At 61.3% G+C, this 23,298-nt stretch carries 20 protein-coding genes; 8 read left to right on the forward strand and 12 right to left on the reverse strand.

What is annotated here, in order from left to right; all coding sequences use genetic code 11:
- Positions 1 to 79: 79 nt before the first annotated feature.
- Entirely contained in the window at positions 80 to 1,699 is a 1,620-nt protein-coding gene (locus HMPREF2944_RS04395; protein ID WP_070680880.1) for an amino acid permease, read from the reverse strand.
- Positions 1,700 to 2,005: 306 nt separating this feature from the next.
- Complete coding sequence (locus HMPREF2944_RS04400) at positions 2,006 to 2,392, reverse strand: cobalamin ABC transporter ATPase (protein WP_070680882.1); 387 nt, start codon at positions 2,390 to 2,392, stop codon at positions 2,006 to 2,008.
- A 292-nt stretch (positions 2,393 to 2,684) separates the two neighbouring features.
- Between HMPREF2944_RS04400 and fbaA the strand changes: the two genes are divergently transcribed.
- The gene (fbaA, locus tag HMPREF2944_RS04405) at positions 2,685 to 3,713 is read left to right on the forward strand and encodes a class II fructose-bisphosphate aldolase (protein ID WP_049332351.1); all 1,029 of its coding nucleotides are present in this window, start codon (positions 2,685 to 2,687) and stop codon (positions 3,711 to 3,713) included.
- 160 nt (positions 3,714 to 3,873) lie between these two features.
- Here fbaA and HMPREF2944_RS04410 read toward each other — a convergent pair whose 3' ends face one another.
- Complete coding sequence (locus tag HMPREF2944_RS04410) at positions 3,874 to 4,455, reverse strand: arsenic metallochaperone ArsD family protein (protein ID WP_070680885.1); 582 nt, start codon at positions 4,453 to 4,455, stop codon at positions 3,874 to 3,876.
- Positions 4,456 to 4,790: 335 nt separating this feature from the next.
- Between HMPREF2944_RS04410 and HMPREF2944_RS04415 the strand changes: the two genes are divergently transcribed.
- The 3 genes from HMPREF2944_RS04415 to HMPREF2944_RS04425 all read left to right on the forward strand — a co-directional run bounded on the left by HMPREF2944_RS04415 (position 4,791) and on the right by HMPREF2944_RS04425 (position 9,340).
- Complete coding sequence (locus HMPREF2944_RS04415) at positions 4,791 to 5,303, forward strand: PTS sugar transporter subunit IIA (protein ID WP_070648739.1); 513 nt, start codon at positions 4,791 to 4,793, stop codon at positions 5,301 to 5,303.
- A gap of 370 nt (positions 5,304 to 5,673) precedes the next feature.
- Positions 5,674 to 7,278 carry a glycerophosphodiester phosphodiesterase gene (locus HMPREF2944_RS04420; RefSeq protein ID WP_239663179.1) on the forward strand — a complete coding sequence of 535 codons (1,605 nt, stop codon included), beginning with the start codon at positions 5,674 to 5,676 and terminating at the stop codon, positions 7,276 to 7,278.
- A 382-nt stretch (positions 7,279 to 7,660) separates the two neighbouring features.
- Entirely contained in the window at positions 7,661 to 9,340 is a 1,680-nt protein-coding gene (locus tag HMPREF2944_RS04425; RefSeq protein ID WP_070680887.1) for an NAD-dependent succinate-semialdehyde dehydrogenase, read from the forward strand.
- A 203-nt stretch (positions 9,341 to 9,543) separates the two neighbouring features.
- Here HMPREF2944_RS04425 and HMPREF2944_RS04430 read toward each other — a convergent pair whose 3' ends face one another.
- Positions 9,544 to 10,668, reverse strand: coding sequence for a sucrase ferredoxin (locus tag HMPREF2944_RS04430; protein WP_070680890.1), 1,125 nt, complete (start codon positions 10,666 to 10,668; stop codon positions 9,544 to 9,546).
- A gap of 215 nt (positions 10,669 to 10,883) precedes the next feature.
- Entirely contained in the window at positions 10,884 to 11,507 is a 624-nt protein-coding gene (locus HMPREF2944_RS04435) for a TetR/AcrR family transcriptional regulator (RefSeq protein ID WP_070680893.1), read from the reverse strand.
- Positions 11,508 to 11,665: 158 nt separating this feature from the next.
- Between HMPREF2944_RS04435 and HMPREF2944_RS04440 the strand changes: the two genes are divergently transcribed.
- Positions 11,666 to 12,877: an ABC transporter permease gene (locus tag HMPREF2944_RS04440; RefSeq protein WP_246826257.1), complete on the forward strand. Its 1,212-nt coding sequence runs from the start codon at positions 11,666 to 11,668 to the stop codon at positions 12,875 to 12,877.
- 137 nt (positions 12,878 to 13,014) lie between these two features.
- On the opposite strand, the gene HMPREF2944_RS04445 is transcribed toward HMPREF2944_RS04440, so the two are convergent.
- Positions 13,015 to 13,842: a hypothetical protein gene (locus HMPREF2944_RS04445; RefSeq protein ID WP_049344684.1), complete on the reverse strand. Its 828-nt coding sequence runs from the start codon at positions 13,840 to 13,842 to the stop codon at positions 13,015 to 13,017.
- A 345-nt stretch (positions 13,843 to 14,187) separates the two neighbouring features.
- On the opposite strand from HMPREF2944_RS04445, the gene HMPREF2944_RS04450 reads away from it, so the two are divergent.
- The 3 genes from HMPREF2944_RS04450 (at position 14,188) to HMPREF2944_RS04460 (ending at position 16,941) form a co-directional block, all read left to right on the forward strand.
- Entirely contained in the window at positions 14,188 to 14,580 is a 393-nt protein-coding gene (locus tag HMPREF2944_RS04450; RefSeq protein ID WP_005507918.1) for an RNA-binding S4 domain-containing protein, read from the forward strand.
- A gap of 86 nt (positions 14,581 to 14,666) precedes the next feature.
- The gene (locus HMPREF2944_RS04455; RefSeq protein WP_070680898.1) at positions 14,667 to 16,103 is read left to right on the forward strand and encodes an MATE family efflux transporter; all 1,437 of its coding nucleotides are present in this window, start codon (positions 14,667 to 14,669) and stop codon (positions 16,101 to 16,103) included.
- A gap of 181 nt (positions 16,104 to 16,284) precedes the next feature.
- Positions 16,285 to 16,941, forward strand: a complete 657-nt coding sequence (locus HMPREF2944_RS04460; RefSeq protein WP_070680901.1) for an NAD(P)H-dependent oxidoreductase — start codon at positions 16,285 to 16,287, stop codon at positions 16,939 to 16,941.
- Between the two features lie 222 nt (positions 16,942 to 17,163).
- On the opposite strand, the gene HMPREF2944_RS04465 is transcribed toward HMPREF2944_RS04460, so the two are convergent.
- The 6 genes from HMPREF2944_RS04465 to HMPREF2944_RS04490 form a co-directional block, all read right to left on the reverse strand.
- Positions 17,164 to 19,566, reverse strand: coding sequence for a heavy metal translocating P-type ATPase (locus HMPREF2944_RS04465; RefSeq protein WP_256370698.1), 2,403 nt, complete (start codon positions 19,564 to 19,566; stop codon positions 17,164 to 17,166).
- A gap of 282 nt (positions 19,567 to 19,848) precedes the next feature.
- The gene (locus HMPREF2944_RS04470) at positions 19,849 to 20,235 is read right to left on the reverse strand and encodes a hypothetical protein (RefSeq protein ID WP_049360061.1); all 387 of its coding nucleotides are present in this window, start codon (positions 20,233 to 20,235) and stop codon (positions 19,849 to 19,851) included.
- Positions 20,236 to 20,310: 75 nt separating this feature from the next.
- Complete coding sequence (locus HMPREF2944_RS04475; protein WP_070680907.1) at positions 20,311 to 20,526, reverse strand: heavy-metal-associated domain-containing protein; 216 nt, start codon at positions 20,524 to 20,526, stop codon at positions 20,311 to 20,313.
- Between the two features lie 63 nt (positions 20,527 to 20,589).
- Positions 20,590 to 21,015, reverse strand: a complete 426-nt coding sequence (locus HMPREF2944_RS09450; protein ID WP_070680910.1) for a metal-sensitive transcriptional regulator — start codon at positions 21,013 to 21,015, stop codon at positions 20,590 to 20,592.
- A gap of 293 nt (positions 21,016 to 21,308) precedes the next feature.
- The gene (locus tag HMPREF2944_RS09380) at positions 21,309 to 21,974 is read right to left on the reverse strand and encodes a hypothetical protein (RefSeq protein ID WP_246826259.1); all 666 of its coding nucleotides are present in this window, start codon (positions 21,972 to 21,974) and stop codon (positions 21,309 to 21,311) included.
- A 497-nt stretch (positions 21,975 to 22,471) separates the two neighbouring features.
- On the reverse strand, positions 22,472 to 23,185 hold the full coding sequence (locus HMPREF2944_RS04490) for a DUF6318 family protein (protein ID WP_070680917.1): 714 nt from the start codon (positions 23,183 to 23,185) through the stop codon (positions 22,472 to 22,474).
- Positions 23,186 to 23,298 lie beyond the last annotated feature (113 nt).

The following is a 23,298-nucleotide window of genomic DNA, read 5'->3' on the forward strand; positions in this document are numbered from 1 at the left end:
AGAACACACTCTTAAAAAATTTATTTTGGTTTTTGGTGCGTGCACGGTGAGCTAAGCACCGTGCACGCGGGCGGGTGGGTTAGGGCTTGTCGTGGTGGCCCTTATGTGCGGTGCCGTGGTCTTCATCGTCGGCAAATTCGTCGAGCGCGATGTGGGTGCGCGGCTCCGAAACGAGCTTCTTCACCACGGGGCGGGCAGCAATCACAGGCACGGAACCGGTGTAGCCGTCACGCACGCGAGCAATCTCGTTGACGCGGTCACGAACCATGAACCAGCCGATAATCAGCAGCGGGATAACCACCAGCAGCGATGCCAGGGTGTAGGTGCCCACCGGGTAATCCAGAGCCATCAGCACAATCACAATCGCGAGGAATACCATCACAGCCCAGTCGCTGAAACGACCGCCGGGTGCGCGGTAGTTGGGGCGCTTGTACTTGCCCTCACCGACCAGCTTCAGGTACTTCTGGTGCGACATTGCGATAGCCGCCCAGCTAGCCATGGTGCCGACCGAGGCGATGTTCAGCACGACCTCGAACGCCTGCTCGGGAACGAAGAAGTTCAGCACAACACCGAAGAGGCCAATTACACCGGTCAGCAGAATACCTGCCACCGGAACGCCGGAGCGGGACACCTTGGTGGTGAACTTCGGTGCCGAACCTGCAACACCCATCGAGTGGAGAATACGGCCGGTGGAGTACAGGCCAGCGTTCAGCGAGGAAGCAGCCGCGGTAATAACGACCAGTTGCATAATCGGTGCGGTACCGTCAATGCCGATAGCATCGAAGAAGGTCACGAACGGCGACTCTGCATCCTTGTATGCGGTGTAGGGCATGAGCAGGCAGAGCAGAACCACGGAACCAACGTAGAAGATCGCGATACGCCAGATCACGGTGTTGATAGCGCGGGGGATAACCTTCTCAACGTTCTTGGTTTCACCACTGGTGGTGCCGACCAGCTCAATACCGGCGTAGGCGAACACAACGCCCTGAACCACGATAAGAGCGGGAAGAATACCGTTGGGGAAGAAGCCGTCATTGGCTGCAATAAGGCTCAGGCCGGGGGTGACGCCGTTGATGGGTTCACCGAAGACCAGGTACCAGATACCTACCGCCATGAAGGACAGCAGGGCAAGGATCTTAATGAGTGCGAACCAGAATTCCAGCTCACCGAAGATCTTCACGGAGATGAGGTTCAAAGCAACGGTGATGACAACGACGATGAACGCGCTGAGCCACTGGGGAATATCTGCGAAGAACTGGTTGTATCGACCGAACCAGCTGATGTAGATAGCGATAGCGGTGGCGTCTGCAACGGCGGTCATTGCCCAGTTCAGCCAGTACAGCCATCCGGATACGAATGCGGCCTTTTCGCCGTAGAATTCGCGGGTGTAGGAGACAAAGGAGCCCGAGGAGGGGCGGTGAAGAATCAGCTCGCCGAGGGCTCGAAGGATCAGGTAGCCGAAGAAGCCGATGACGGCGTAGATGACGGCGAGCATGGGGCCTGCGTCCTGCAGGCGGCTACCGGTGCCCAGGAACAGGCCGGTACCGATAGCGGAACCGATGGCAATCATCTGGAGCTGGCGTGCGCCGAGCCCCTTGTGGAAGCCTTCCTGTTCGTGTGCGAACGGGTCGTCTGTGGGGGGCTTAGTGTACTGATCCGCTGCAGAAGTCTGCGGGTTCTTGTTCGGTGAGGTGCTCACGCTATACCTCCTTGGATAGTTACGTCTGAAGCACGTGCTACACGAAATGTGGTTGGGAACACGTCTGCGGGTTGTTAATGACTATAGCACGGTAATTTAGGTAATATAACTCGCATCACGTAACAATTTATATACATATAATGCATATCTTATAAATATATTTGGTTCATGTTGTATTGTGTGGTTTTCATTGTTTTATGAAATAGATTAATTGAACCCTGAGTCCAAAAAATCAATTACCCCACCACCGCACAGCACAAGAGCACCCACAGCGGGGTGCTCTCACAACCTATTCAAAACGGGGACTTAGCCCTCCATAAGGCGCGTAATCTTCGCGCGTAGCGCGCGCTCGCGACGGTTCAACCACCACCAGCTTGGCCAGTGCAGAAACGAACGGCGACCCACCTGCACGACCGAGGGCAGCTTCGCCTTGGCCAGCGCCTCGTCAATCTGCGGGTCCTCCGCACTCTCGGCGCGCATCCGCTCGATAAGCGCCAGGGATTTGGCGACATCGCCGTGACCCATCACGTGGCGGCTCTTGCGCTCCAGTACCGCGTCCAGACGGGTGCGCACCGGAGCAATAGCGGCGGCGTTCGGGTGCTCACGTTCAGCGCGACGCTGCGCCTGACGAGCCCGTTTTTCGCGGTTAAGCTCGCGCCGCTTCGCGCTATTTTTTGCCTTTGATGCGCCCATGAGAGTCCCTTTCGGTGCCGCAATATCGTGTGCGTTATCCCCGTAGCGGGTCGGGCTGGTGATTGAACCGCGGGCCGAACCCCACTCGAGGCATTAGGTCATTAATACCTCTACTTTACCGCGTAATTCCGCGGAATCTCCGGCCCAGCAAACCCCAAAAAACCCCACAAAAAGATAGAGCTTCTTAGTTATGCCTTGGTAAAATAGTGCGAGTAGGAGGCGCCCCGCGCGCCAACAAAATGGTGAACCGGTCCACTAGGTGTCCGGTCGCATCTATCCAAGGAGTCAGCATATGGCTATTGCAACCCCCGAAGTCTACGCAGAAATGCTGCAGCGTGCGAAGGAACAGGGCTTCGCATACCCCGCAGTGAACGTGACCTCCTCGCAGACCCTGAACGCCGCAATCCGCGGCTTCGCAGAGGCCGGTTCGGACGGTATCATCCAGGCATCCACCGGTGGTGCAGCATACTGGTCCGGCGCTTCCAAGAAGGATATGGTCGTTGGCTCCCTGGCCTTCGCAGCCTACGCACGCGAAGTTGCTAAGCAGTATGACGTGAACATTGCACTGCACACCGACCACTGCCCCAAGGACAAGCTGGAGGGCTTCGTTCTGCCCCTGCTGGCAGAGTCCGAGAAGGCTGTCGCCCGCGGTGAGGACCCCATCTTCAACTCCCACATGTGGGACGGTTCCGCAATCGACCTGGACGAGAACCTGAAGATCGCATCCGAGCTGATCGAGCGTACCTCCAAGGCAAAGATTGTGCTCGAGGTTGAGATCGGCGCCGTCGGTGGCGAGGAAGACGGCGTTGAAGGCGCTATCGACGACTCCCTGTACACCACCGTTGCAGACGCCATCAAGACCGTTGAGGCCATCGGCCTGGGCGAGAAGGGCACCTACATGGCAGCCCTGACCTTCGGTAACGTTCACGGCGTGTACAAGCCCGGTAACGTGCACCTGCGCCCCGAGCTGCTCAAGGAAATCCAGACCGAGGTCGGCGCCAAGTACGGCAAGGGCGACAAGCCCTTCTACCTGGTGTTCCACGGTGGTTCCGGCTCCACCGAGCAGGAGATTGCAGACGCAGTGTCCTACGGTGTTATCAAGATGAACATCGACACCGACACCCAGTACGCCTTCACCCGCCCCGTTGCCGGCCACATGTTCAGCAACTACGACGGTGTGCTGAAGGTTGACGGCGAGGTCGGCAACAAGAAGACCTACGACCCCCGCGTTTGGGGTGCCGCTGCTGAGGCAGGCATGGCCGCTCGCGTGGTTGAGGCTTGCCAGCAGCTCGGCTCCGTTGGTACCTCCCTGAACAAGTAAGGTACCGCGCGCCTAGCGCAGCCGCAGAGCAAAGAGCGGTGCCCGCCTCCTCTTCACGAGGGGGCGGGCACCGCTCTTTTAAATCTCGGGTGAGGGCCGGCCGGGGCCGACGCTCGCACCGGGTCTCAGCTGGGCGGGGTCGACCCGCCGCCGCGGTCGGCTAGTGGCCGCCGCAGCCGCAACCACCGCATCCGCAGCCGCCGGACTTGACGGCCACCGAGCCGGAGGCGGGAATACCGTCGCCGGTGTCGCCGCCCATGAGGTTCACGCGGTTGCCGATATCCGGGCCGCCCACCGGCTGGGCGGTCTTGCCGGCCAGGGTGGCCGCAAAACCGGCGGGCTCGGCCAGGGGGCTGAGGTTCGGCACCATGGAGGAGCCGGTCGGGCCGCACGCCGCGGCGGCCGCGTTCGCCTTCGGCTGCGACACCATGTGCGCGCGGGAGAAGCGCTTAATCTGCTCTGCGGTCGGGTAGGTGAAGGACACCTTCACCTCGCCGTTGACGAGCATGAGCGGCAGCACCTCGCGGCCGTTCATCTCAATCTGCTCGGCCACCGGGGCGCACTCCTCAAATGCAGAGGGGTACGAATCGGTGGAGTACACCTCAATCTCAACGCCCGAATCCAGGGCTTCCTGAGCTGCCCCCAGGAAGACGGAGCGCTCCATGTCCTGCGGGTCCTCCGGGTTCTCGCCCGGGCCGGGGATAAATACTTCAAGAACGGTCTCGGTTGCCGTTTCAGTCATCGTGTAGCCTTCTTACTCTCTCGGCGCGCACCTGTTCGCGGCGCCGGTTCTTCCCTAAGTGTACTCGCGCGCTACCCGCGCATTGAAGCGAGGCTAAAATGCCAGATTTGCGGAATATTTGCAGAAATTCGCTGAAACCGATTACGGTTCATATGTAGCGGCCCCGGGTGCGGTATTCTGAGTTCATATGCACCGGAGTGTCTAGAGCGGCTTCCCTCAACTGGCCTCCCCGGGAGCCCCGGTGCGGAATCCATCAGGCAATGACGCCGCATCCGTCGCGGACGAGCCTGCGCTACGAAAAATACGCTACCCCTAGCGCTAGAGAAGGAGCATATATGTTTGGTTTCGGCAAGAAGAAGAAGGAAGCCGCCGCACAGGAAGCCGCATCCGCAGACGTCTACGTCGCACCCGTCACCGGCGAGTACCTGCCGCTGAGCGAAGTTTCCGACCCTGTCTTCTCCCAGGGTGTCATGGGTGACGGCTACGCCGTGAACCCCACCGCAGGTACCATCGTTGCCCCCGTTGCGGGCACCATCGCCCTGATTCAGGACACCCTGCACGCCTTCATGCTCCGCACCGACAACGGCGGTGAGGTGCTCGTGCACATCGGTATCGACACCGTTGAGCTCGGCGGCGAGGGCTTCACCAAGATTGCAAGCGTGGGCGACAAGGTGGAGGCAGGCGCCCCCATCATCGAGGTGGACTGGGCAGCCATCGAGGGTCGTATCCCCTCCAAGGAAACCATGGTGATGATCACCAACACCGCCAAGTTCAACATCTCGAAGGACTCCGAGGCACGCCGCCCCGTCAACGCCGGTGACCGCGTGGCCCAGGCTACCAAGAAGTAATCGAGGCCCCTACGTTGGGTGAAGGCCTCGTGCAGTGACCGCACGAAAGGCCGCGTTCTGCAGGCTCGCACGAGTCTAGAACGCGGCCTTTTTCGTTATTCGAGAAATTTTTTAACGACCCCGGGATGTTAAACCCGAAAAGCGGCGGAAAAGGTGAAACGCCCAACCGCCCCTTGCGCCGAGAGTAAAAAGGAGGTGTGCATAATACCCCAGAATCCCTAAATACCCGTGAAGAAACGATAAAAAATCGTTATTCTACTTAGAGTTACAGTTTGAGTTGAGAGATTCCGGCATCTCAGCTATAAACGGAAACTTTGAACCCAACCACACACATAACGCTCAACTCACTACAGAAAAAAGGACCACTACGGTGACCGTACTCTCGAACACCACCAAGAAGATGAGCCGCCGCGGCTTCCTCGGTGCCTCCGCACTCGTGCCCGCAGCCCTCGCGCTGCAGACCGGTGAGGCCCACGCAGCCGCCAACACGACCGCACAGCTTGCCGCCGTGCGCAGCGGATCCCCCGCGCACCAGCTGCTGTACAAGACCGATGAATTCTTCATCGCACACCGCGGCGCGGGCAACATCAGCCCAGAGCACACCGCCTACGCCTACGCCGAGTCCGTACGCCGCGGCGCCCTGGCCGTCGAAATTTCCGTGCGCACCACCCGCGACGGCAAATTTGTCTGCATGCACGACGCCAGCATCAAGCGCACCACCGGCGCCAACCTGGTCGTCCGCGACACCAACCTCGATGAGCTGCGCCGCCACCAGGTCGACATGCGTGAAAACCTGGGCGATAACATCGGCCTGTACGACATCCCCACCCTCGAAGAGGCCATCGAAGCCATCAACAACGTGCCCGAAGGCGGCGAATACGCCTCCATCGGCGGCAAGAAGGTTGTGCTCTTCATCGAGGCGAAGGACGGCCCGGCACAGCAGGGCCTGCTCAAGTTCATCACCGACCGCGGCCTGCAGCGTCGCACCGTCATCAAGATGTACCGCGACGGCAGCGGCGGCTTCAACCCCACTTCTCGCTACCTCAAGCTCGTGAACGCCGCGGGCTGCGGCACCTGGTGCTACTTCGACGGCGGCGACCCCATCGACAAGATTTCCGCCATGGCCCGCCACAAGAACGTGGACGCCCTCGGCGTGCCCTTCTACGAGAAGCCCACCGGCGCGGGCTACGGCTCCATGAGCGAGGACGCCGTGCGCACCCTCACGGGCCTTGGCAAGGCTGTCATCGTGTGGGAGGTCCACCGCCGCTCCGTCTACGAAAACTACAAGGCGCTCGGTGTGAAGGGCTTCATGTGCCCCGACCCCTACTGGGTGATCGGCGACCCCTTCGACTCCAGCGTGAAGATTAACACCGGCCGTCGCCAGCACGGCATCCTGCCGGCCGACCCCTCCACCGCGGCCGACATGCCCGAACTGAACGGCAAGGCCATCGTGCACCGCCAGCGTTACGACGAGTCCGTGCTGCTCGGCCCCCTGTCTAACTTCACCACCCGCGATAAGTACACCCTGGACTTCTCCATGAAGTGGACCGGTGAACTGCCCAAGCAGCAGAGCCACTACGGCTACGTTGCCTTCGGCCGCCAGCACGACGGCGCCTTCGGCATCGGCAAGAAATTCGCCGCCAAGCAGGATGACGGCACCTACCTGCTCGCGGTGCGCCCCTCGTACCAGGGCGGCTCGGTCGCGCAGATTCTCTGCTTCGCCCCCGGCCAGTCCACCCCGCGCGTGCTGCACACCATGAAGCTGCGTCAGAAGGTCACCACCGGTCAGGCGCTGAACTGCAAGATCGTGGTGAACAAGAACAGCTTCTACTACACGATCAACGGCCAGTACTCCAGCCCGATTAACCACAGCGCCTACCGCGGCCCGTACGTGCACTTCGGCCGCTTCCACGGCACGAACGACGGTGGTCCTCTGGAGCTGACCCGCATCGAGGCACGCCAGTCCTGGGTTTGAGAGCGCAGGTGGGCTTAAACCACCGCCGAGCACCCCGCCACTCGCGGCTCACCACCGCGGAGAGCGAGGCGCAGGGCTTCGCGGATGCACACCGAGCATCCCTTCCGGGCTAGCCTCCCATAATCCCCAGTTGCTCGCGTACCGAGCGAGAATTCACCCCGAGGGGGGCTGCATCCGTGGCGGATGCGGCCCCCTTCGGCGTGCTCGGGCGGGTTGGTCGGGCGGGGGGGGGATGATTGGAGAGGGGCAGCGGCGGCGCGCGAGGGCACCCCGCGCGCGTTTTGGGGCGCGTAGCGTGCCGCGGGGTAGGGGAGAAGCACGGGACTAGAATTAAAAGCGTCAGAGTCGACCGCACCGGCCGCCCCAACCCGAAAGGCACGCCATGACCACCTCGCCCGAAAACCCCGCCGCAAACACGGCACCAGAGAGCCCCACTTCCGAAAAGCCCGCCGCAAAGTCCGCCGAACTGCGGGGGCGCACCGAACCGCACATGCAAAGCATCAACATGCCGCAGCGCGAACCCATCGACCCCTACGAGCGGCCCTCGTACCCCTTCTTCTACGTGCCCACCGACCTGCTCCTCGGCGGCACCTGGGTCACCGGTGACAACGGCTCCTTCCCCGTGCACAACCCCTCCTGTGGCCAAATCCTCGCGCACATCGCCGACGCCAGCATCGAACAGGGCATTGAAGCACTCGACGCCGCCTGCGACGCCCGCACCTCATGGGCGGCAACCAGCCCCCGCGAACGCGCCGACATCCTCAACCGCGCCTACACGCTCATGACGCAGCGCACCGAAGTCATCGCCCGGCTCATGACCCTCGAAATGGGCAAGCCCCTCGACCAGTCCCGCGGCGAGGTCGCCTACGCCGCGAACTACCTGCGCTGGTACGCTGAAGAAGCCGCCCGCAACTTCGGTCGCACCGCGGTCGCCCCCGAATCCGGCCTGCAGATCACCACCGTACGCCGCCCCGTCGGCCCCTGCCTGCTGATTACCCCCTGGAACTTCCCGCTCGCCATGGCGGCACGCAAGGTCGCCCCGGCGCTCGCGGCGGGCTGTACCGCGGTGCTCAAGCCTGCCTCCCTGACCCCGCTCAGCTCCCTGTACTTCGCGTCCCTGATGCGTGAGGCGGGCCTGCCGGACGGCGTGCTGAACGTGGTGACCACCTCTCGTACCAGCGAGGTTGTCTCCGCGCTGATGGCTGATGAGCGCCTGCGGAAGGTCTCGTTCACCGGCTCCACTGCCGTGGGCCGCACCCTGCTCGCGCAGGCTTCGCAGAACGTTCTGCGCACCTCCATGGAACTGGGCGGCAACGCACCGTTCATCGTCTTTGAGGACGCGGACATCCCCGCCGCCGTGGAGGGCGCCTACGCGGCGAAGATGAGGAACATGGGCGAGGCCTGCACCGCCGCCAACCGATTCATCGTGCACGAGGACGTGGCAGAAGAGTTCACGCGCGCCTTCGTGGAGCGCATGGAGGCGACCGTCGTGGGTGACGGAGCCATCGACGGAACCGAATGTGGGCCGCTAATTCAACCTTCAGCGGTTGAATCCATGCTTTTTATGGTCGAAGACGCCCTGGGCAAGGGCGCGCTCCTCGCCTGCGGCGGAGACATTCCCGAGCTGCCCTCGGAGGTTTACGGCAACACCGGCGGCATGCCCAGGAACCTCAACAAGGGCAACTTCGTGACCCCCACCGTGCTGACCGGCGTGACCGATTCGATGCGCGTGTGGCGTGAGGAAATCTTCGGCCCCGTCGCCCCGATTGCCACGTTCAGCGGCTACGGTGAGGAGGGCGAACGCACCGCCCTGAAGCTCGCTAACGACACCGAGTACGGCCTGGCGGCGTACGTGTACACGAACAACCACCCGCGCTTTACGCGCATGGCGGCTGGTCTGGAGTTTGGCCTGATCGGTTACAACTCCGGCGTTATCTCGAATGCGGCAGCCCCCTTCGGTGGCGTGAAGCAGTCCGGTATGGGTCGCGAGGGCGGCCCGGAGGGTCTGGAGGAGTACACCGAGCTGCAGTACATCGGCGCGCCGAACCCGTTCGCCGGATAAGGCTGTTCGCCGAGTAGGTCTGTTTGCCGGATAGGGCGAGATGCCAGCTATGGCGAAGCCTGGATACAGTGAATCCCCGGCGGGTACCCGAGAAGGTACCCGCCGGGGCTTCGCGCTGTCTGGAGCCCTGCCGAGGCTTTGCCGGGGTTCCGGGTCTCAGCGTTCCGGGGCTCCGGAGTTCTGAGGCTCGGCTGGTGCAGGCGCTAGAGCCGATACAGCCCGCGCAGCTCGCGGCTGAACGCATCCGAGGGCCCCTTGCCGCACGAGTTGGGGCGCGGCTCGAGGGTGACCCGCTCAAAGAAGGCGACCCAGGTGCGTCCGTCGGTGTGGGAGGTGAGTGCTGCCTCCAGGGTGGGGTTCTCGGCAGAAAGCTCGGGGGAGGGGCCTGCCGCCGGGTTGGTGCTCGCCGCGTTGAGCGCATCCAGTGCCTCCTGCACCGACGTTTCACGTGAAACCAAACCGCCAGAGGTTACTTCCTCGCCTTTTTTCTCCAGCTCGAGGCGTACCGCGACGTCGGCAGCCTGCTCCGCCGGGGTGTCCGTACTGCGGCCTCGCAGGCCGTGCAGGGAGGGCACGGAACGTCCAGCCAGCGAAAGATAAGCGACCATAGCCGAGGGCTCCGACAGACGGCCGTAGGTGTAGCCGGTAGGCAGCACAATGCCGACCGGAGCAAAGCGGTGACCGCCCGTGTGCGAACACTCCCAGGTCGCGCCCGGCGGCAGAACATCCGCCAGGTGTGCCGCAATGGGACGACCGCGCAGGGCACAGCAACGATCACGCTTGGAATGGGTGCACACCAGGATGAGGGGCGAATCCATGAGCTCCGCGCCGGTTGCCTGAATCAACTCCTCCGGGTTGTCCAGGGGTAGGTCAAGCAGTTGCTCAGGGGTGCTCACACTGAAGGAGTAGAGGCGTTCCTCGCCGGGGGTTGAAATCGCGTAGAACACGCGGTGGGTGAGGTTGCCCTCCGCGTCGGGTTCGCCGTGCAGCGCACGGCGCTGCTCGCCCGGCTGGTGGATGAGAAGGAACTTGAGCTTTGCGCGGTCGACGGCTTCTTTGAGTGCCGCCGAGAGCTCCTCACCGAGGGCGGAGCCGTCGAGCACGTCGCGGCCCCAGTGCCCGGTGTGTTCGAGCACCAGCCAGGCGGCGGTGCGTCCGGCGGTGCCGCCGAGTGCCTCGTCGTCGTAGAGGGAACAGGAGTCGGCGGGAATCTTGGTGGCACGGGTGCGTGAAGAGAGCTCGTCGGCGTGCGCGGCGCGCAGGTTCTTCAGCTCGGCGGGGTTGGTGGCGCGCGGCTCGGGGGTGGCGGGGGCGCAGAATTCGGTCATCGTTTTCTCGATTTCGGGTGAACTGTGGGCGGGTTCAACGTGCCGCAAGGGCACGGGCGCTGAGGTGCAAGGGTACGGGGTGCTTCACCAGGCTACGGCGCTTAAATGCAGAAAAACAACCGTGAGAGGGTGAATTTCAGGGGCTTTAGGTCTAATAGCGGATTTATAGACCTTTCTACAATAACCCGAAAATCTGCAGATACTCCCCGTGCCTCCTACTCGGGTAGCAGGCTCATTGCCACGCGGTAGAGGTGTTCCTTCTCTTCGGGGGTGCCGAAGAAGGAGCGGAGCATGAACCCCTGGAAGACCATCATGAAGGCGTCCGCGGTGTCGCGGGCGTAGTCGGTGATGAGCGCCTCCTGCTCGGGGGTGCGCTGCGCCGGGTCGGGGTTGATTTCGTGCAGAACGCTCAGCTGGTCGACCGCCCAGGGGGTGAGGGTCTTGGTGATGATGCCCTGCAATAGGGGCATGATGTTCGCGGTCGCCTTGGCGATTTCGGGGGCGTGGAGCGATTCGAGGCGGATGCGCAGCATGGCGGAGAAATTCTCGCTCACCAGCTGGTTGGTGTAGATGGCTTCGAGAAGATCCTGGGGGCCGGCGCCTTCGGGGAACGCGCCGTAGAGCTCCTTGAGGTAGCTGAGGCGTTCGTTGACGGCGCCGATGAGGATGTCTTCTTTGCCGGAGAAGTGCGAGTAGATGGATCCGGAGGACAGCCCGGAGGCTTTGATGATGTCGTTCATGGAGGTGTTGGTGTAGCCGTGTTCGAGGAAGCAGTCGATGGCGGCTTCGATGATTTGGGCTCGGCGTGCGGCTTTGGTGGCGTCTGTTAGTTGGGGCATGCTTCCAGTCTAGGGGTTTAGGGTCCGGAAGGCGTAAACACAATGCTGATTCTTTTTGTTACATTGCAAACAAAATAGCTATTTCGTTTGTGTGTGCCAAAAATTGGGAGTAGAGTTCTAACTCGTAAACGAAATAAGCATTTTGTTTGGAGATCATCGTGAACAACGAAACCACCACCGCAGTCACCGCAGAATCGGTGACCGCCGCAGCACCCCAAGCTGCCGCATCCCAGAACGTAGCCGCCAAGGGGGCAGACACCAGCGCCGCAACCGCCGAGCGTTCCTCCTGGATCAAGGTCATCAGCACCTCCCTGCTGGCATCCTTGATCGTCGCGGTTGTTATTCTCGCCTTCACCTGGCCCACCAAGACCATGGAGGCAAAGAACCTGCCCGTCTCCATCGCGGGCCCCGAAGTGACCGTCAGCCAGTTCGAACAGTCCCTCAAGGACAAGGGCATCGAGACCTTCGAGCTGAAGCAGGCATCCTCCCGCGAAGAGGCCGAGCAACAGATCAAGCAGCGCGAAACCTACGGCGCAATCATCTTCACCGAAGGCGCCGCACCCGAGGTGCTGACCGCCCCCGCCGCCAATGCCGCAGCAACCCAGATGCTCAACGGTGTAGCCACCCAGCTGAACGCGCAGATTCAGCAGAAGGCACTCACCGCTAAGACTGAAGCCCTCACCCAGGCGGTGCAGGCTGGCGGTGAGCAGGGTGCCCAGGCCGCCGCGCAGCTGGAGCAGATGAAGGCGCAGGCCGAGCAGGCCTCTGCCATGACGGTGAAGGCCACCGCCGTGGTGCCCCTGAGCGAGAGTGACTCCTCCGGTACCGGCCTGACTATTGCCGCTTTCCCCCTGGTTATAGGTGGAATCCTCGGCGGCGTGCTCTCCCTGAACCTCATCAAGGGCACCTGGCGCCGCTTTGCTACCGCAACCCTGTATGCCGTCATCGCCGGCGCTCTGACCGCCCTGATTCTGAGCACCTGGTTCGGTTTCATCCCCGGCGACTTCGCAACCCTGTGGGCTGCGTTCGGCGCCACCTACCTGGCGACCGCCTTCTTCATTGTGGGTGTGGGTGCACTGTCTTCGCCGCTGATTGGTCTCGCTGTAGGCGCGGTCATCACCATGTTCATTGGTAACCCGATTTCGGGCGCAAGCATGCCGAGCGTGTTCCTGCCCGGTGCGTGGGGGCAGATCGGTCAGATGATGGTGCCGGGTGCATCCTCGACTCTGCTGCGTTCGATTGCGTACTTCCCGGAGGTTGCAACGAGCGACCAGTGGCTGGTGCTCGGTTCCTGGATTGCCTTCGGTCTGCTCGCCGGTGTCATCGGCTGGGCTCTCAAGGAGCGCCGCACCGCAACGGTGGAGGCATAAGCGCCGCGGGTTAGACCGCCGGTACAACGTAGCCGACGCAACATAGCCGGTGCAACGTAAGAAGGGTGTGTGCCGTGTTCACTGAACACGGCACACACCCTTTCGGCATACCGACTATTACCGGCTGCTATTCGCTGTTACTGGTTGTCGAGAACGTACTGTTTGAACTGCTCGTCCCGGCGTTTGAATTCCTTGAGCTCATTCTCCAGGGCAGCCTGGTTCTTGGCGACGAGCGGCTTCTGGTACTGCGCCTCCAGGTCGTAGAGCTTCTGCGAACGGCCTACATCCTGATTGCACTGCGCCTGGATAGTAGCGATTCGAATTTCCTCTTCTGAGGGGGTGGTGCTCTGACGAATATTCTTTTCTTCCTTGACGGTCATCTCACTATCGGGGGTGAGACCCTTGTCCTTGACGCATCGCTTCCATTCGTCGTCGAGAGATTTTTTGAGCTGCCTATCGCCTGCGGCGTTTCGAGCGTCGGTCTCCAAACGCCTATACGTGGCGGAGCCGAATGGTATCTCTCCGATTTTTGCCATCTCTTCGCTGGCGCGCTGATAACATTCGGTGCTGACATCCTTCCCGGGGTCGGATGAGGGCGCAGGGGAGGACAGATCCAGCGTATTCGAGTCTTCGCTCTTGTGGAGGCCGTATTTTTGGGCGTACTCAACGTTCCAGATTCCGTAGGTCCTGCCCAGGTTCCTGCCGGATCCCTCGGTGCGGACAAACATCTTGTAGTGTTGCCCGTGTTCGGCAAAGCACTTTTTGCGGGCGAGCTCAAGGGCTTTGGTAAAGTATTCGTCTTTGCCGGTGGTGTCGTATGCGTCCAGGGGTAGGATTACCTGGTCATTTTCTGCGTCGAAAATCGCGCGGGCACTTTCGTCCTTCTCCAACGTGGGACCGAAAGAGCAAGAGGACAGCACAGTGCTGATGAGGGCAGCCGCCAGGAGCTTTTTCAAAGCTGACATGGTGTATATCCAATCTGTTACGGGGAGCCCGTGGCGTCGCGGCCACACCCCCCCGTAGACCACGCGAACGATGTGGCCTTGAGAACACTTCTTGAGAAGGTGACTTAACAATACCCCTAGTGGATGCGGGTTTGTGCTCAATAGGCTGGTGCGTGCAATAGAAAATTTTCTGCCGCGTGGCGGGTTCTGAGCCGGTTGCAGCGCGGTTCGGCGAAGCCATGGTGGAACCCCGCCGAAACCCCGGCAAAAATACGGTGGAATCACTGCGAAAACTGTGGAGAGACAGGACGCGCAGGCGGGCGCACCTGATTTGGTGCCCCGCCCGCCTCGCGCCACAATGAACACATGACCGCAGAAGACACCAACGCACTAACCAGCGCCAGGCTCGACCTATGGCTCTGGTCGGTGCGCATCTTTAAAACCCGCTCCCTCGCCGCCGACGAATGTAAAGGCGGCCACGTGCGCGTCAACGACGCCCCCGCCAAACCCTCCCAAAAACTCAAAAAAGGCGACGTGGTGCGCGTGCGCTACCCCGGCTGGGAACGCGTCTTCAAAGTTGAAAAACTCCTCGTCAAACGCGTAGGCGCACCCATCGCCGTCACCTGCTACGAGGACCTCTCCGGCCCGCGCCCCGCCTACCTCTCCATGCCGCCGGTTGCCAAACGCGAACGAGGCAGCGGCCGCCCCACCAAGAAGGAACGCCGCGCCCTCGACGAACTGCGCGGCCGAGGCGCCTAACCGCGCATCTCGCACACTTATCTCGTAGAGTGCACCCCGCCCCGCGCGCAGGCACCCGCCGCGGCGGCGGGGAGTAGCCTAGAAGGATGAGCACACAGAAGCACCCTATTGCTGAACCCAGTAGCACCGCGTCCGGCGCGAAGAATACCGTCGCGAACACCGCCGAGCCTTCGCTGAACCGGCGCATCCTCGCGCTCGCCGTACCCGCCTTCGGTGCGCTCATCGCCGAACCCATCTTCGTGCTCACCGACTCCGCCCTCATCGGCCAACTCGGCAAAGCAGAACTCGCCGGCATGAGCATCGCCGCCACGCTCGTCACCACGGTCGTGGGCCTCATGAACTTCCTCGCCTACTCCGTCACGCCCGCCGTGGCGCGCGCCTTCGGCGAGAAGAACCTGCGCCGCTCCTGGCAGATCGGTGTGGACGGCGTGTGGGTCGCCTTCGGCCTCGGCATGCTCCTCATGATCGCCGGATACGCCTTCGCAGACCCGCTACTGCGCGGCCTCGGCGCGACCGACGAAACCATCAGCTACGCCCTCGACTACCTGCACCACTCGCTCTGGGGTATTCCGCCGATGATGATTATCCTCGCGCAGGTCGGCACGCTCCGCGGACTGCAAGACACCGTCACCCCGCTCAAGGTCGCCACGGTCGGCACGCTCGTAAATATTGTGCTGAACTGGCTGCTCATCTACCCGGTCGGCTGGGGTGTCGCCGGTTCGGCGACCGGCACCTCCCTCACCCAGTGGGGCATGGCTGCCGCGCTCGGTGTGGTCATGATGCGCGGCACCCGCGAACACGCCGTCCCCTGGGCACCCGACGTAACCGGCATGCGTTCGGTGCTCTCGCTCGGCTCCTGGCTCATGCTGCGCACCCTGTCCATGCGCATCGCCTCCCTGCTGACCGTGTTCGTCGTGGCACGATTCGGCACCGAACACACCGCCGCCTACCAGCTCGGCATGGGCGTATTTAACCTCTTCCTCTACGCCCTGGATTCCCTCGCCATCGCCGCGCAGGCGCTACTCGGTAAGGAGCTCGGCGAACGCGACCTCAACGTAGAATCCGAGCGTGCGAAGGTGCGCCAGCTGAAAAACCGACTGCTCCGCATGAGCCTCATCTACGGCGTCATCACCGGCCTGATCTGCCCGCTCATCGGCTTCTTCGGCTCCTGGATTTTCACGCAGGACGCGCAGGTGGCGTTCCTCTTCACCATCGCCACCGTCATCATTGCCCTCGGCCAGCCCATCGCCGCGTACGTGTTCGCCCTGGACGGCATCCTCATGGGCGCGCAGGACGTGAAATACCTGGCAATCGGCTGCTTCATCATGCTGGTGATGTACGTGCCCGTCATGCTCGGCCTGCACTGGGCGGTCGGCACCGGTGCCATGGATGCGCTCGCCGGGTATTGCGGCTTGTGGGCGGCGTATATTCTGTACTTCCAGGGAATCCGTGCGGTCATTTTCGGCCGCCGCGCCCGCTCGGATGTGTGGATGAAAGCCGGGCGTCGAGTAGGGGTTTTGTAAGGGGACTTGCAGGGGGCTCTGGGTAGGTTCCGGGCGGCTTAACCGGGCTTTCGCGGTGCCGCCTCGAATGCCTTACCGGGCGTATTTCCTGCGAGCGTAACTCGCCACATTTTCCGCCGCCCGCACCCTCCGCAGGTGTAGCATGACAGGGTATTGAAACCCTCATGTAAAGGATGAAACCGTGACCGTAACCCGCGAAGAAGCCCTCGAAATTTTCGCCCGCCGCCGCGCAACCCGCGCCTACGACCCCGACCGCCGCGTCAGCGACGAAGACTTCGCCGCAATCCTCGAATTTGCGCGCCTGTCGCCCAGCTCCGTCGGCACCGAGCCGTGGAAGTTCCTGGTCATTCAGGACCGTGAACTGCGCGAGAAGCTCAAGCCGATTTCCTGGGGTATGGTCGGTCAGCTTGATGCCGCAAGCCACCTGGTCGTACTGCTGGCGAAGAAGGGTCTGCGCTACGACACCCCGTGGATGCGCCGCACCCTCGAAGGCCGCAACCTCACCGAGGAGCAGATGGAGGCCGCACTCGAGCGTTACAGTGACTTCCAGAGGAACTGCATTAAGGTTCTGGAAAACGACCGCGCGCTCTTCGACTGGGCGTCCAAGCAGACCTACATCGCCCTGGGCAACATGATGACCGGCGCCGCTATGCTCGACATTGATTCCTGCCCCATTGAGGGTATGGACTACGATGCGGTGAACGAGCTGCTCGCCTCTGCCGGCCTGTTCGACCCGGAGGAGTACGGCGTGTCCGTGGCCGTGACCTTCGGTTACCGTGCCCGTGAGATTGCGACGAAGAGCCGCCGCCCCATCGAGGACCTGGTCACCTGGGCGTAAGGTTCTGCCGGGCTCTCGGCGAGGTGTTCAAGCCGCCGCCCGTGAAAACTGAATATAAAGAAATGCACCGCCTTTACACGGGCGGTGCATTTCTTTATATCTTTTACCGTACAAAAAGCACGGTGAGATGCGCTTTTGAAATTTTCGTTTGAAATCGCGTGGGGCGATTCAGCCTGTATAACCGTGCCAGCCTGCGCGACCGGCCCGTATAGCGGCGGAACGCTACTTCCTAAACGCCGTCAGACGCATAGAATTCAGCACCACAAACACCGAACTAAACGCCATTGCCGCAGCCGCAATCATCGGGTTCAGCAGGCCCGCCACGGCAACCGGAATAGCCGCCGAATTGTAGGCGAACGCCCAGAACAGGTTCGACTTAATGGTGCGCAGCGTAGCGCGGGAGAGACGCAGTGCCGTCACCACCGAAGCAACATCCGAACGGGTCAGCACAATATCGGCTGCCTCCGCGGCAACGTCCGTGCCCGAACCCATCGCAATGCCCAGCTCAGCAAGAGCCAACGCCGGGGCGTCATTCACACCGTCACCGACCATCGCCACGCGGTGACCGGCAGCCTGCAACTTCTCAATCACCTGCGACTTACCCTCCGGGGTCACGCCGGCGTACACGTTCTCAGCCGAAATACCGACCTTCGAGGCGACCGCCTGCGCAACCTGCGGGGCGTCACCGGTGAGCAGGATCGGCTCCAGGCCGAGCTCACGCAGCTGCGCCATGGTCTCGGCGGCCTCCGGCTTGGGGGTGTCGGCAACCGAAATCATGCCGACCGGCTGCAGAGCGGAGGTGCTGCTCAGGGCCTCACCGTTCGGGGCATCATCAGGGGCCTCACCGCGGGCGACAACCACCGTCGTCAGACCCGCCCGGCGAGCCTGGTCCAGCAGGGCCAACTGAGCCTCGCTCAGCTGCGCACCCGCCGCCTGCAGGTACTCGGGGGTACCCACCACAACCAGCTGGGAGGCGCCACTCTCAGCGCCGTCAACTGCGCCGCTCAGCACGCCACGTACGCCTCCGGGAACACCCTCAAAGCCGCTCACGCTCGGCGCCGAAGCGCCCTCCGCCAGCACGCCCTGCTCACGGGCAAAACCGGCAATCGCGCGAGCAATCGGGTGCTCACTCAGCGCCTCCACGGCGGCGGCATCACGCAGAACAGACAGGGAACGCTCGTTCTTGGAACCGGCAGAATCCGGCGAAATACCGGACAAGTCACCCGCCGACTCATAGTCACCAAAGGTGCCGTAGAACGCCACAGACATCTCACCAGTCGTCACCGTACCGGTCTTATCCAGCACCACGCGATCAACCGTGCTCGTCGCCTCCAACACCTGCGCATTACGAATCAAAATGCCCAACTGCCAGCCGCGACCCGTACCCGCCAGCAGCGCCGTCGGAGTAGCCAAACCCAAAGCGCACGGGCACGCCACCACCAGTACCGTCACCGCCGCATTAAACGCCGCAGCACCGTCACCGGAAATCAGCCACCAACCGACCAGGGTCAGCGCCGAAATCACCAAAACCACCGGCACAAACACCGCAGAAACACGATCCGCCAAGCGAGCAATCGGAGCCTTCGTCTCCTGCGCGCTCGCCACCAGCTCGCCCATCTTCGCCAGAGTCGTCTCAGTGCCCACACGGGTCGCACGCACCGTCAACGAACCAGACGTATTCACCGTCGCACCCGTGACTGCATCACCCGGATGCACCTCAACCGGCACAGACTCACCCGTCAGCAGGGACGCATCCACCGCCGACGAACCCTCAACCACCACGCCGTCCGTGGCAATCTTCTCACCCGGGCGCACCAAGAACAGGTCATCCGGCATGAGGTCCTCCACCGGAACCTGAACCTGCTTCGTCACGCCCTGCTTATCGGTGCGCAGCAGAGTCGCCTCCTTCGCGCCCATGCTCAGCAGGGTGCGCAGCGCCTCCGAAGAACGATTGCGAGTACGGTGCTCAATCGCGCGACCAATCAGCAAGAACAGCGTCACCATGGACGCCGAATCAAAATACAGCGGCGCATGGTTGCCGGTAAACATCGACCAGAAACTACCGCCCGCATGATGCACATGCGCCGTCAACGCCGGGTTCATGAGCAGCTGCGCCAGCGAATAGAAATACGCCAACACCACGCCGAGAGACACCAGCGTATCCATCGTGGAGGAGCCGTGACGGGCATTGATGAGCGCGGCGCGGTGGAACGGCGCGGCGCACCAGAACGCGACCGGCGCGGTCAGAATCGCCACGACCCAGCCCCAGTTCGGGAACTGGAAGGCCGGGAACATCGAAATCAAGAAAATCGGCACACCCAAAATCGCCGCATAAATAATGCGGTCAGTGAAGCCGCCATTCATGCTCGGAGTGCTGTGATGGTTGCCGCCGCCGGATGCGCTCGCGTTCGTTCCAGCGCCCGCGCGCGGGCCGTTCTTGAGGTGCGCCTTGTAGCCGGCGTTGTTGATGGTCTCAACGATCTGGTCGTCGCTCACGCCCTCGGGTACGATGACGCGCGCGGACTCCAGGGGCAGGTTCACCGCCGGGTCAACACCGGGGATTTTGCGGAGCTTACGCTCCACGCGACCCACGCAGGATGCACAGGTCATACCCTGGATATCCACGTGAATGATTCGGGTTGACTCCGTTGATTTTGCGGTTGTTCCGGCGGCATTAAAAAGAGAGCGCTCACTCTGTGATGAGGGCTTCTGGGGTGCCGTTGAAGGCTGTGTAGAAGACACAATACTTCCTCAAAAATAAAAACGGGAGGGTAGAAAAAGGCGCACACCGAGTGGGGGAAGGGCCCCGAAGGACCCCGCCCCGGGCGGTGTTTGGCGCAATGTTTAGGGTGCGGCGTCGAGAGCGCGCGAAGGCGAAAGCTGCGGCGAGAGTAGGGCTGCGGCGGCTTAGTGGTCGCCGGGTAGCCCATCCGGGCGGGTCGTGTGCGGGCGAACACCGGTCACCTTCGCGCCTCGATCGGAGACACCGTACGCGCGTTTCACAGCGGCCCGCGGGAACGGCGAAGCGTTTGCCTTCTCGCGAGCCTTCAGACCCTGCTCATGCTCGGCGGAACGTTTATTTTCGCTGGTGCCGCCGCGTCGTGAGGCGCCCTTAGCCTCTTCGCGGGTCTTGTATTCGGGGCTCTGCTTGACCCAGGAATCGACCAGGGCGGGGTCCAGGCTCATCTGCCGGGCGACGCGGGCAATCGCGTCGCGCAGGTGCATGTTTTCGACGCCGACGAGGGTGCGAACCGCGCCGACGACCATTGCGATGTAGTTAGCCGGGTATGCCATGGTGACTCCTGGGTGTGGGTTGCTATGTCTAGCGTACCGGTTTGAGTTGTCCCGGGGCTGTTGTGTGGCGGTCGATTAGACGGCGGGGGTGAAGCCAGCCTCCACGATAGCGTCTGCAACAGCCTGGGTGTTGAGGGTGCCCTCGTGCTCGATGGTCACGGTGGAGACGCCGTCCTTGACGACGTCCACGTTCACGCCGGTCACGCCGGGAATTTCGCTGATCTCTTCGCTGACGCTCATAGCGCAGTGGTTGCAGGTCAGGCCGGTTGCCTTAACGGTGGTGGTGCTCATAATGATTTCCTTTCGGTAATGGGTTGAAAAATTGGGTCCGCCGGGTGTTTAGGTGCGGGGCGTTTAGCTACGCATGAGGCGGGAGATTGCGGCGGCTGCCTCTTTGACCTTGGCTTCTGCGATGGTCGGGTCGCCGGTGCGTTCGGATTCGACGGCGGCGCCGGTCACGCAGTGGCCGATATGCTCTTCGAGCAGGTTCAGGGAGACGGCGTGGAGCGCCTTGGAGACCGCGGCAACCTGGGTGAGGATGTCGATGCAGTACTTGTCTTCATCGACCATGCGGGCGATGCCGCGAACCTGCCCTTCGATGCGGCGCAGTCGCTTGAGGTGCGCCTCTTTGTTGGAGGCGTAACCGTGCTGGGTTTCGGGCGCCTCGCCGCCGCAGCATGCGCCGGTGTGCGCCTCGGACTGTTCCTTGGCGGGTGCGTCGGATGCGGTGCTGACCTGGTCGGATGTGCTGTGGCGGCACTGGTTGCTAGTGGTTTCCATGGCTTAAGTGTATACCCTAGGGGGGTATCCCGCAAGGGGGTGTTACGAGTTGTTACGCGGTGAGGGTTTTCATGCCGAGACTTTTTACGCCGAGAATTTTCGCTATGGGGCTGTAACCCGTGCAGAATTTGTGCCATGGTTTAGTGTCTTCTGCCATGGTTTTTAACTACGACCAAAGACACTAACCTATGGCACAATTTTTCGGCACGGCACGGTAAAACAAAAGCGGCCCCGGACGCACATGCATCCGGGGCCGCCTGCTGCGGTTATTTATATATTGGGTCAGAGTTGGTTTACATGTCGGGCCAGTCGCGGTGCAGTGAATACTCTGTGTCCCCGTCACCGTTATCGTTGAGGTGCCAACGCTGGCCGGTACGGATATCGGCCTTACGCAACCTGGGGTTCGGGTTATCCTTTTTACCCATGGTGGGGTCGTTCTGGCAGCCCCAACGAGTGTCGTCTTCATCGCAGGTGCCGCCGACGCGGCCCACATCAACCCACCACACACGAATCAGCAGCGGGTCACTGGTCGCCTGCGGGGTCACCTCCATCATCTGCCACGGACCACCATCCACACGGAAACGAGCCGTGTAGTGCACGGTCGCGTATGCGTGGAAGTTGCCCGAACGCTGGTAGGCGTAACTGGTAGCTGTTTGACGCGGACGCTCACGAGGGTAGGTGGTGACCGGTTTGCCTGCGGTGTAGTTGGTGTCTGTATCGCCGTTGCCGTACTCGATGACGTAGGAGGAGGGCATGAGTTCAATTTCGACGTGTCCGGCGAGCATGTCTGCTTCGAGGCGGTAGGGTCCTCCGTCGTCAACGTAGAAGTTGATGTTGTCGCCTTTGTAGACGTTGGGGTCGCCTTCTGGCCGGCCGGTTCCTGCGGGGTTGTTGTAGGACTGGTGCAGGGTTGGCTTGCCGGGTTCTAGGGACTCTGCAGCATGGCGGATTTCCTCCATGACTTCTTCGTAGGTCGGGCCTGTGGGGCCGGGGTTGTTGGTACCGGTGAGAGTGCGAGCATTGTCGGGGATGCAAATTTCTGATGTGGGGTGCTTTCCGAGACCGTGGTCAACAGATATACCGTCGTCACGGACGAAACGGTTGGCATAGTTAACGTGACCAACACGTCCGTCTTTTGTAGTGCAAGCGTTGAGTGTTGGGTCGGTTTTTGAATACACCATGGTTAGGCCATTGGGAGCTTTAGAAGTGTACGTATCTGAATTTTGACTCTGAGATCCTGAGTTATTATTTTCCGTAACAATATTGTCTCCAGTGGATGAAGTACCACTATGTTTATTGTTCTTCTTAGGGGTTCTCTGCGTTTGACATATTTTTGCGCTACTATCTGAGGAACATTCATGGGTTTCCACTTTTGCTATTGCAGGAGTATGTAAGGAAAACAAAATTGTCAGAGTGAAAACCTGAGATGCAATTAGTTTATGAATCCGCATTATATTTAATCCTCAACAGGTTCATAATTCATAATTTCCCACTTTTGACCGTTGTGCTTCATCTCAAATTTAAAGGTGTCATCGGTTTTATCGTCATTACTCCATTTGCGCCAGCTACCGTCGGACTCAACGTAGGTCTCAGAATCCCACTCACGGTAGGCCTTCCAGAAATAAGTTTCACCATCTTCCGACCAGGGGTTACCGTCAGCTAGATAGTGGTTTATGCCGCCAATAATCCACCCGCCACTTTTGTAAAGATCTTCGACATCTGAATAGGCTTTAATCTCATCTTCGAAAGAGGGAGACATAAATTTGCGTGCCATCGAATAGTCACCTGTTTGAGTACCATAGTTGCCCCACATAATCCAGGCATCCAATGTTTTGCGTATACCATCTATGGATTTTTCTCGGTACCCGTCTTCTGGAGCATTGGGTTTCGGTACATTCTGCGCCGGACCGTACTTATCTGCAGGGCGGTATTCCCCATCGGGGGCTTTGGAACCACCCGAGTAGCCTCGGACAGTAGATGGAGTAGCGCTTGCCGAGGGGGACTCAGATGCCGCCGCAGACGCCGAAGCGGTTTCGCTCGGCGCGGCGGAGGTGGTGGCTGCCGCCTCGTTATTTGCCTGCTGACCGCATGCCGCAAGCAGGCCGGTCAGGCCGAAGAGTGCGCCGCCACTCAGCAGGGTGCGGCGGGTCAAAACGGATTCAGGTCCCATTGTGGTGCTCCAATCGTCGGTGATGGTGTGTATGTGCTAGTCGAGAAGCTTTCTTTAGGTGTAGTAACGTATCCAAAAACACCCAGACTAGGTACCTCGCATTATCGATGCAC

The sequence above is a fragment of the Rothia sp. HMSC072E10 genome (genome assembly GCF_001813965.1).
GTDB classification, from domain to species: domain Bacteria; phylum Actinomycetota; class Actinomycetes; order Actinomycetales; family Micrococcaceae; genus Rothia; species Rothia mucilaginosa_A.

What these genes read in the sequence shown, in the direction of transcription:
- fbaA (WP_049332351.1), top strand. Translation starts at nt 2,685, where the DNA reads ATGGCTATTGCAACCCCCGAAGTCTACGCAGAAATGCTGCAGCGTGCG.
- HMPREF2944_RS04470 (WP_049360061.1), bottom strand. Translation starts at nt 20,235, where the DNA reads ATGGCATACCCGGCTAACTACATCGCAATGGTCGTCGGCGCGGTTCGC.
- HMPREF2944_RS04415 (WP_070648739.1), top strand. Translation starts at nt 4,791, where the DNA reads ATGTTTGGTTTCGGCAAGAAGAAGAAGGAAGCCGCCGCACAGGAAGCC.
- HMPREF2944_RS04400 (WP_070680882.1), bottom strand. Translation starts at nt 2,392, where the DNA reads ATGGGCGCATCAAAGGCAAAAAATAGCGCGAAGCGGCGCGAGCTTAAC.
- HMPREF2944_RS09380 (WP_246826259.1), bottom strand. Translation starts at nt 21,974, where the DNA reads ATGGAGGAAATCCGCCATGCTGCAGAGTCCCTAGAACCCGGCAAGCCA.
- HMPREF2944_RS04435 (WP_070680893.1), bottom strand. Translation starts at nt 11,507, where the DNA reads ATGCCCCAACTAACAGACGCCACCAAAGCCGCACGCCGAGCCCAAATC.
- HMPREF2944_RS04430 (WP_070680890.1), bottom strand. Translation starts at nt 10,668, where the DNA reads ATGACCGAATTCTGCGCCCCCGCCACCCCCGAGCCGCGCGCCACCAAC.
- HMPREF2944_RS04450 (WP_005507918.1), top strand. Translation starts at nt 14,188, where the DNA reads ATGACCGCAGAAGACACCAACGCACTAACCAGCGCCAGGCTCGACCTA.
- HMPREF2944_RS04490 (WP_070680917.1), bottom strand. Translation starts at nt 23,185, where the DNA reads ATGGGACCTGAATCCGTTTTGACCCGCCGCACCCTGCTGAGTGGCGGC.
- HMPREF2944_RS04410 (WP_070680885.1), bottom strand. Translation starts at nt 4,455, where the DNA reads ATGACTGAAACGGCAACCGAGACCGTTCTTGAAGTATTTATCCCCGGC.
- HMPREF2944_RS04455 (WP_070680898.1), top strand. Translation starts at nt 14,667, where the DNA reads ATGAGCACACAGAAGCACCCTATTGCTGAACCCAGTAGCACCGCGTCC.
- HMPREF2944_RS09450 (WP_070680910.1), bottom strand. Translation starts at nt 21,015, where the DNA reads ATGGAAACCACTAGCAACCAGTGCCGCCACAGCACATCCGACCAGGTC.
- HMPREF2944_RS04445 (WP_049344684.1), bottom strand. Translation starts at nt 13,842, where the DNA reads ATGTCAGCTTTGAAAAAGCTCCTGGCGGCTGCCCTCATCAGCACTGTG.
- HMPREF2944_RS04475 (WP_070680907.1), bottom strand. Translation starts at nt 20,526, where the DNA reads ATGAGCACCACCACCGTTAAGGCAACCGGCCTGACCTGCAACCACTGC.
- HMPREF2944_RS04425 (WP_070680887.1), top strand. Translation starts at nt 7,661, where the DNA reads ATGACCACCTCGCCCGAAAACCCCGCCGCAAACACGGCACCAGAGAGC.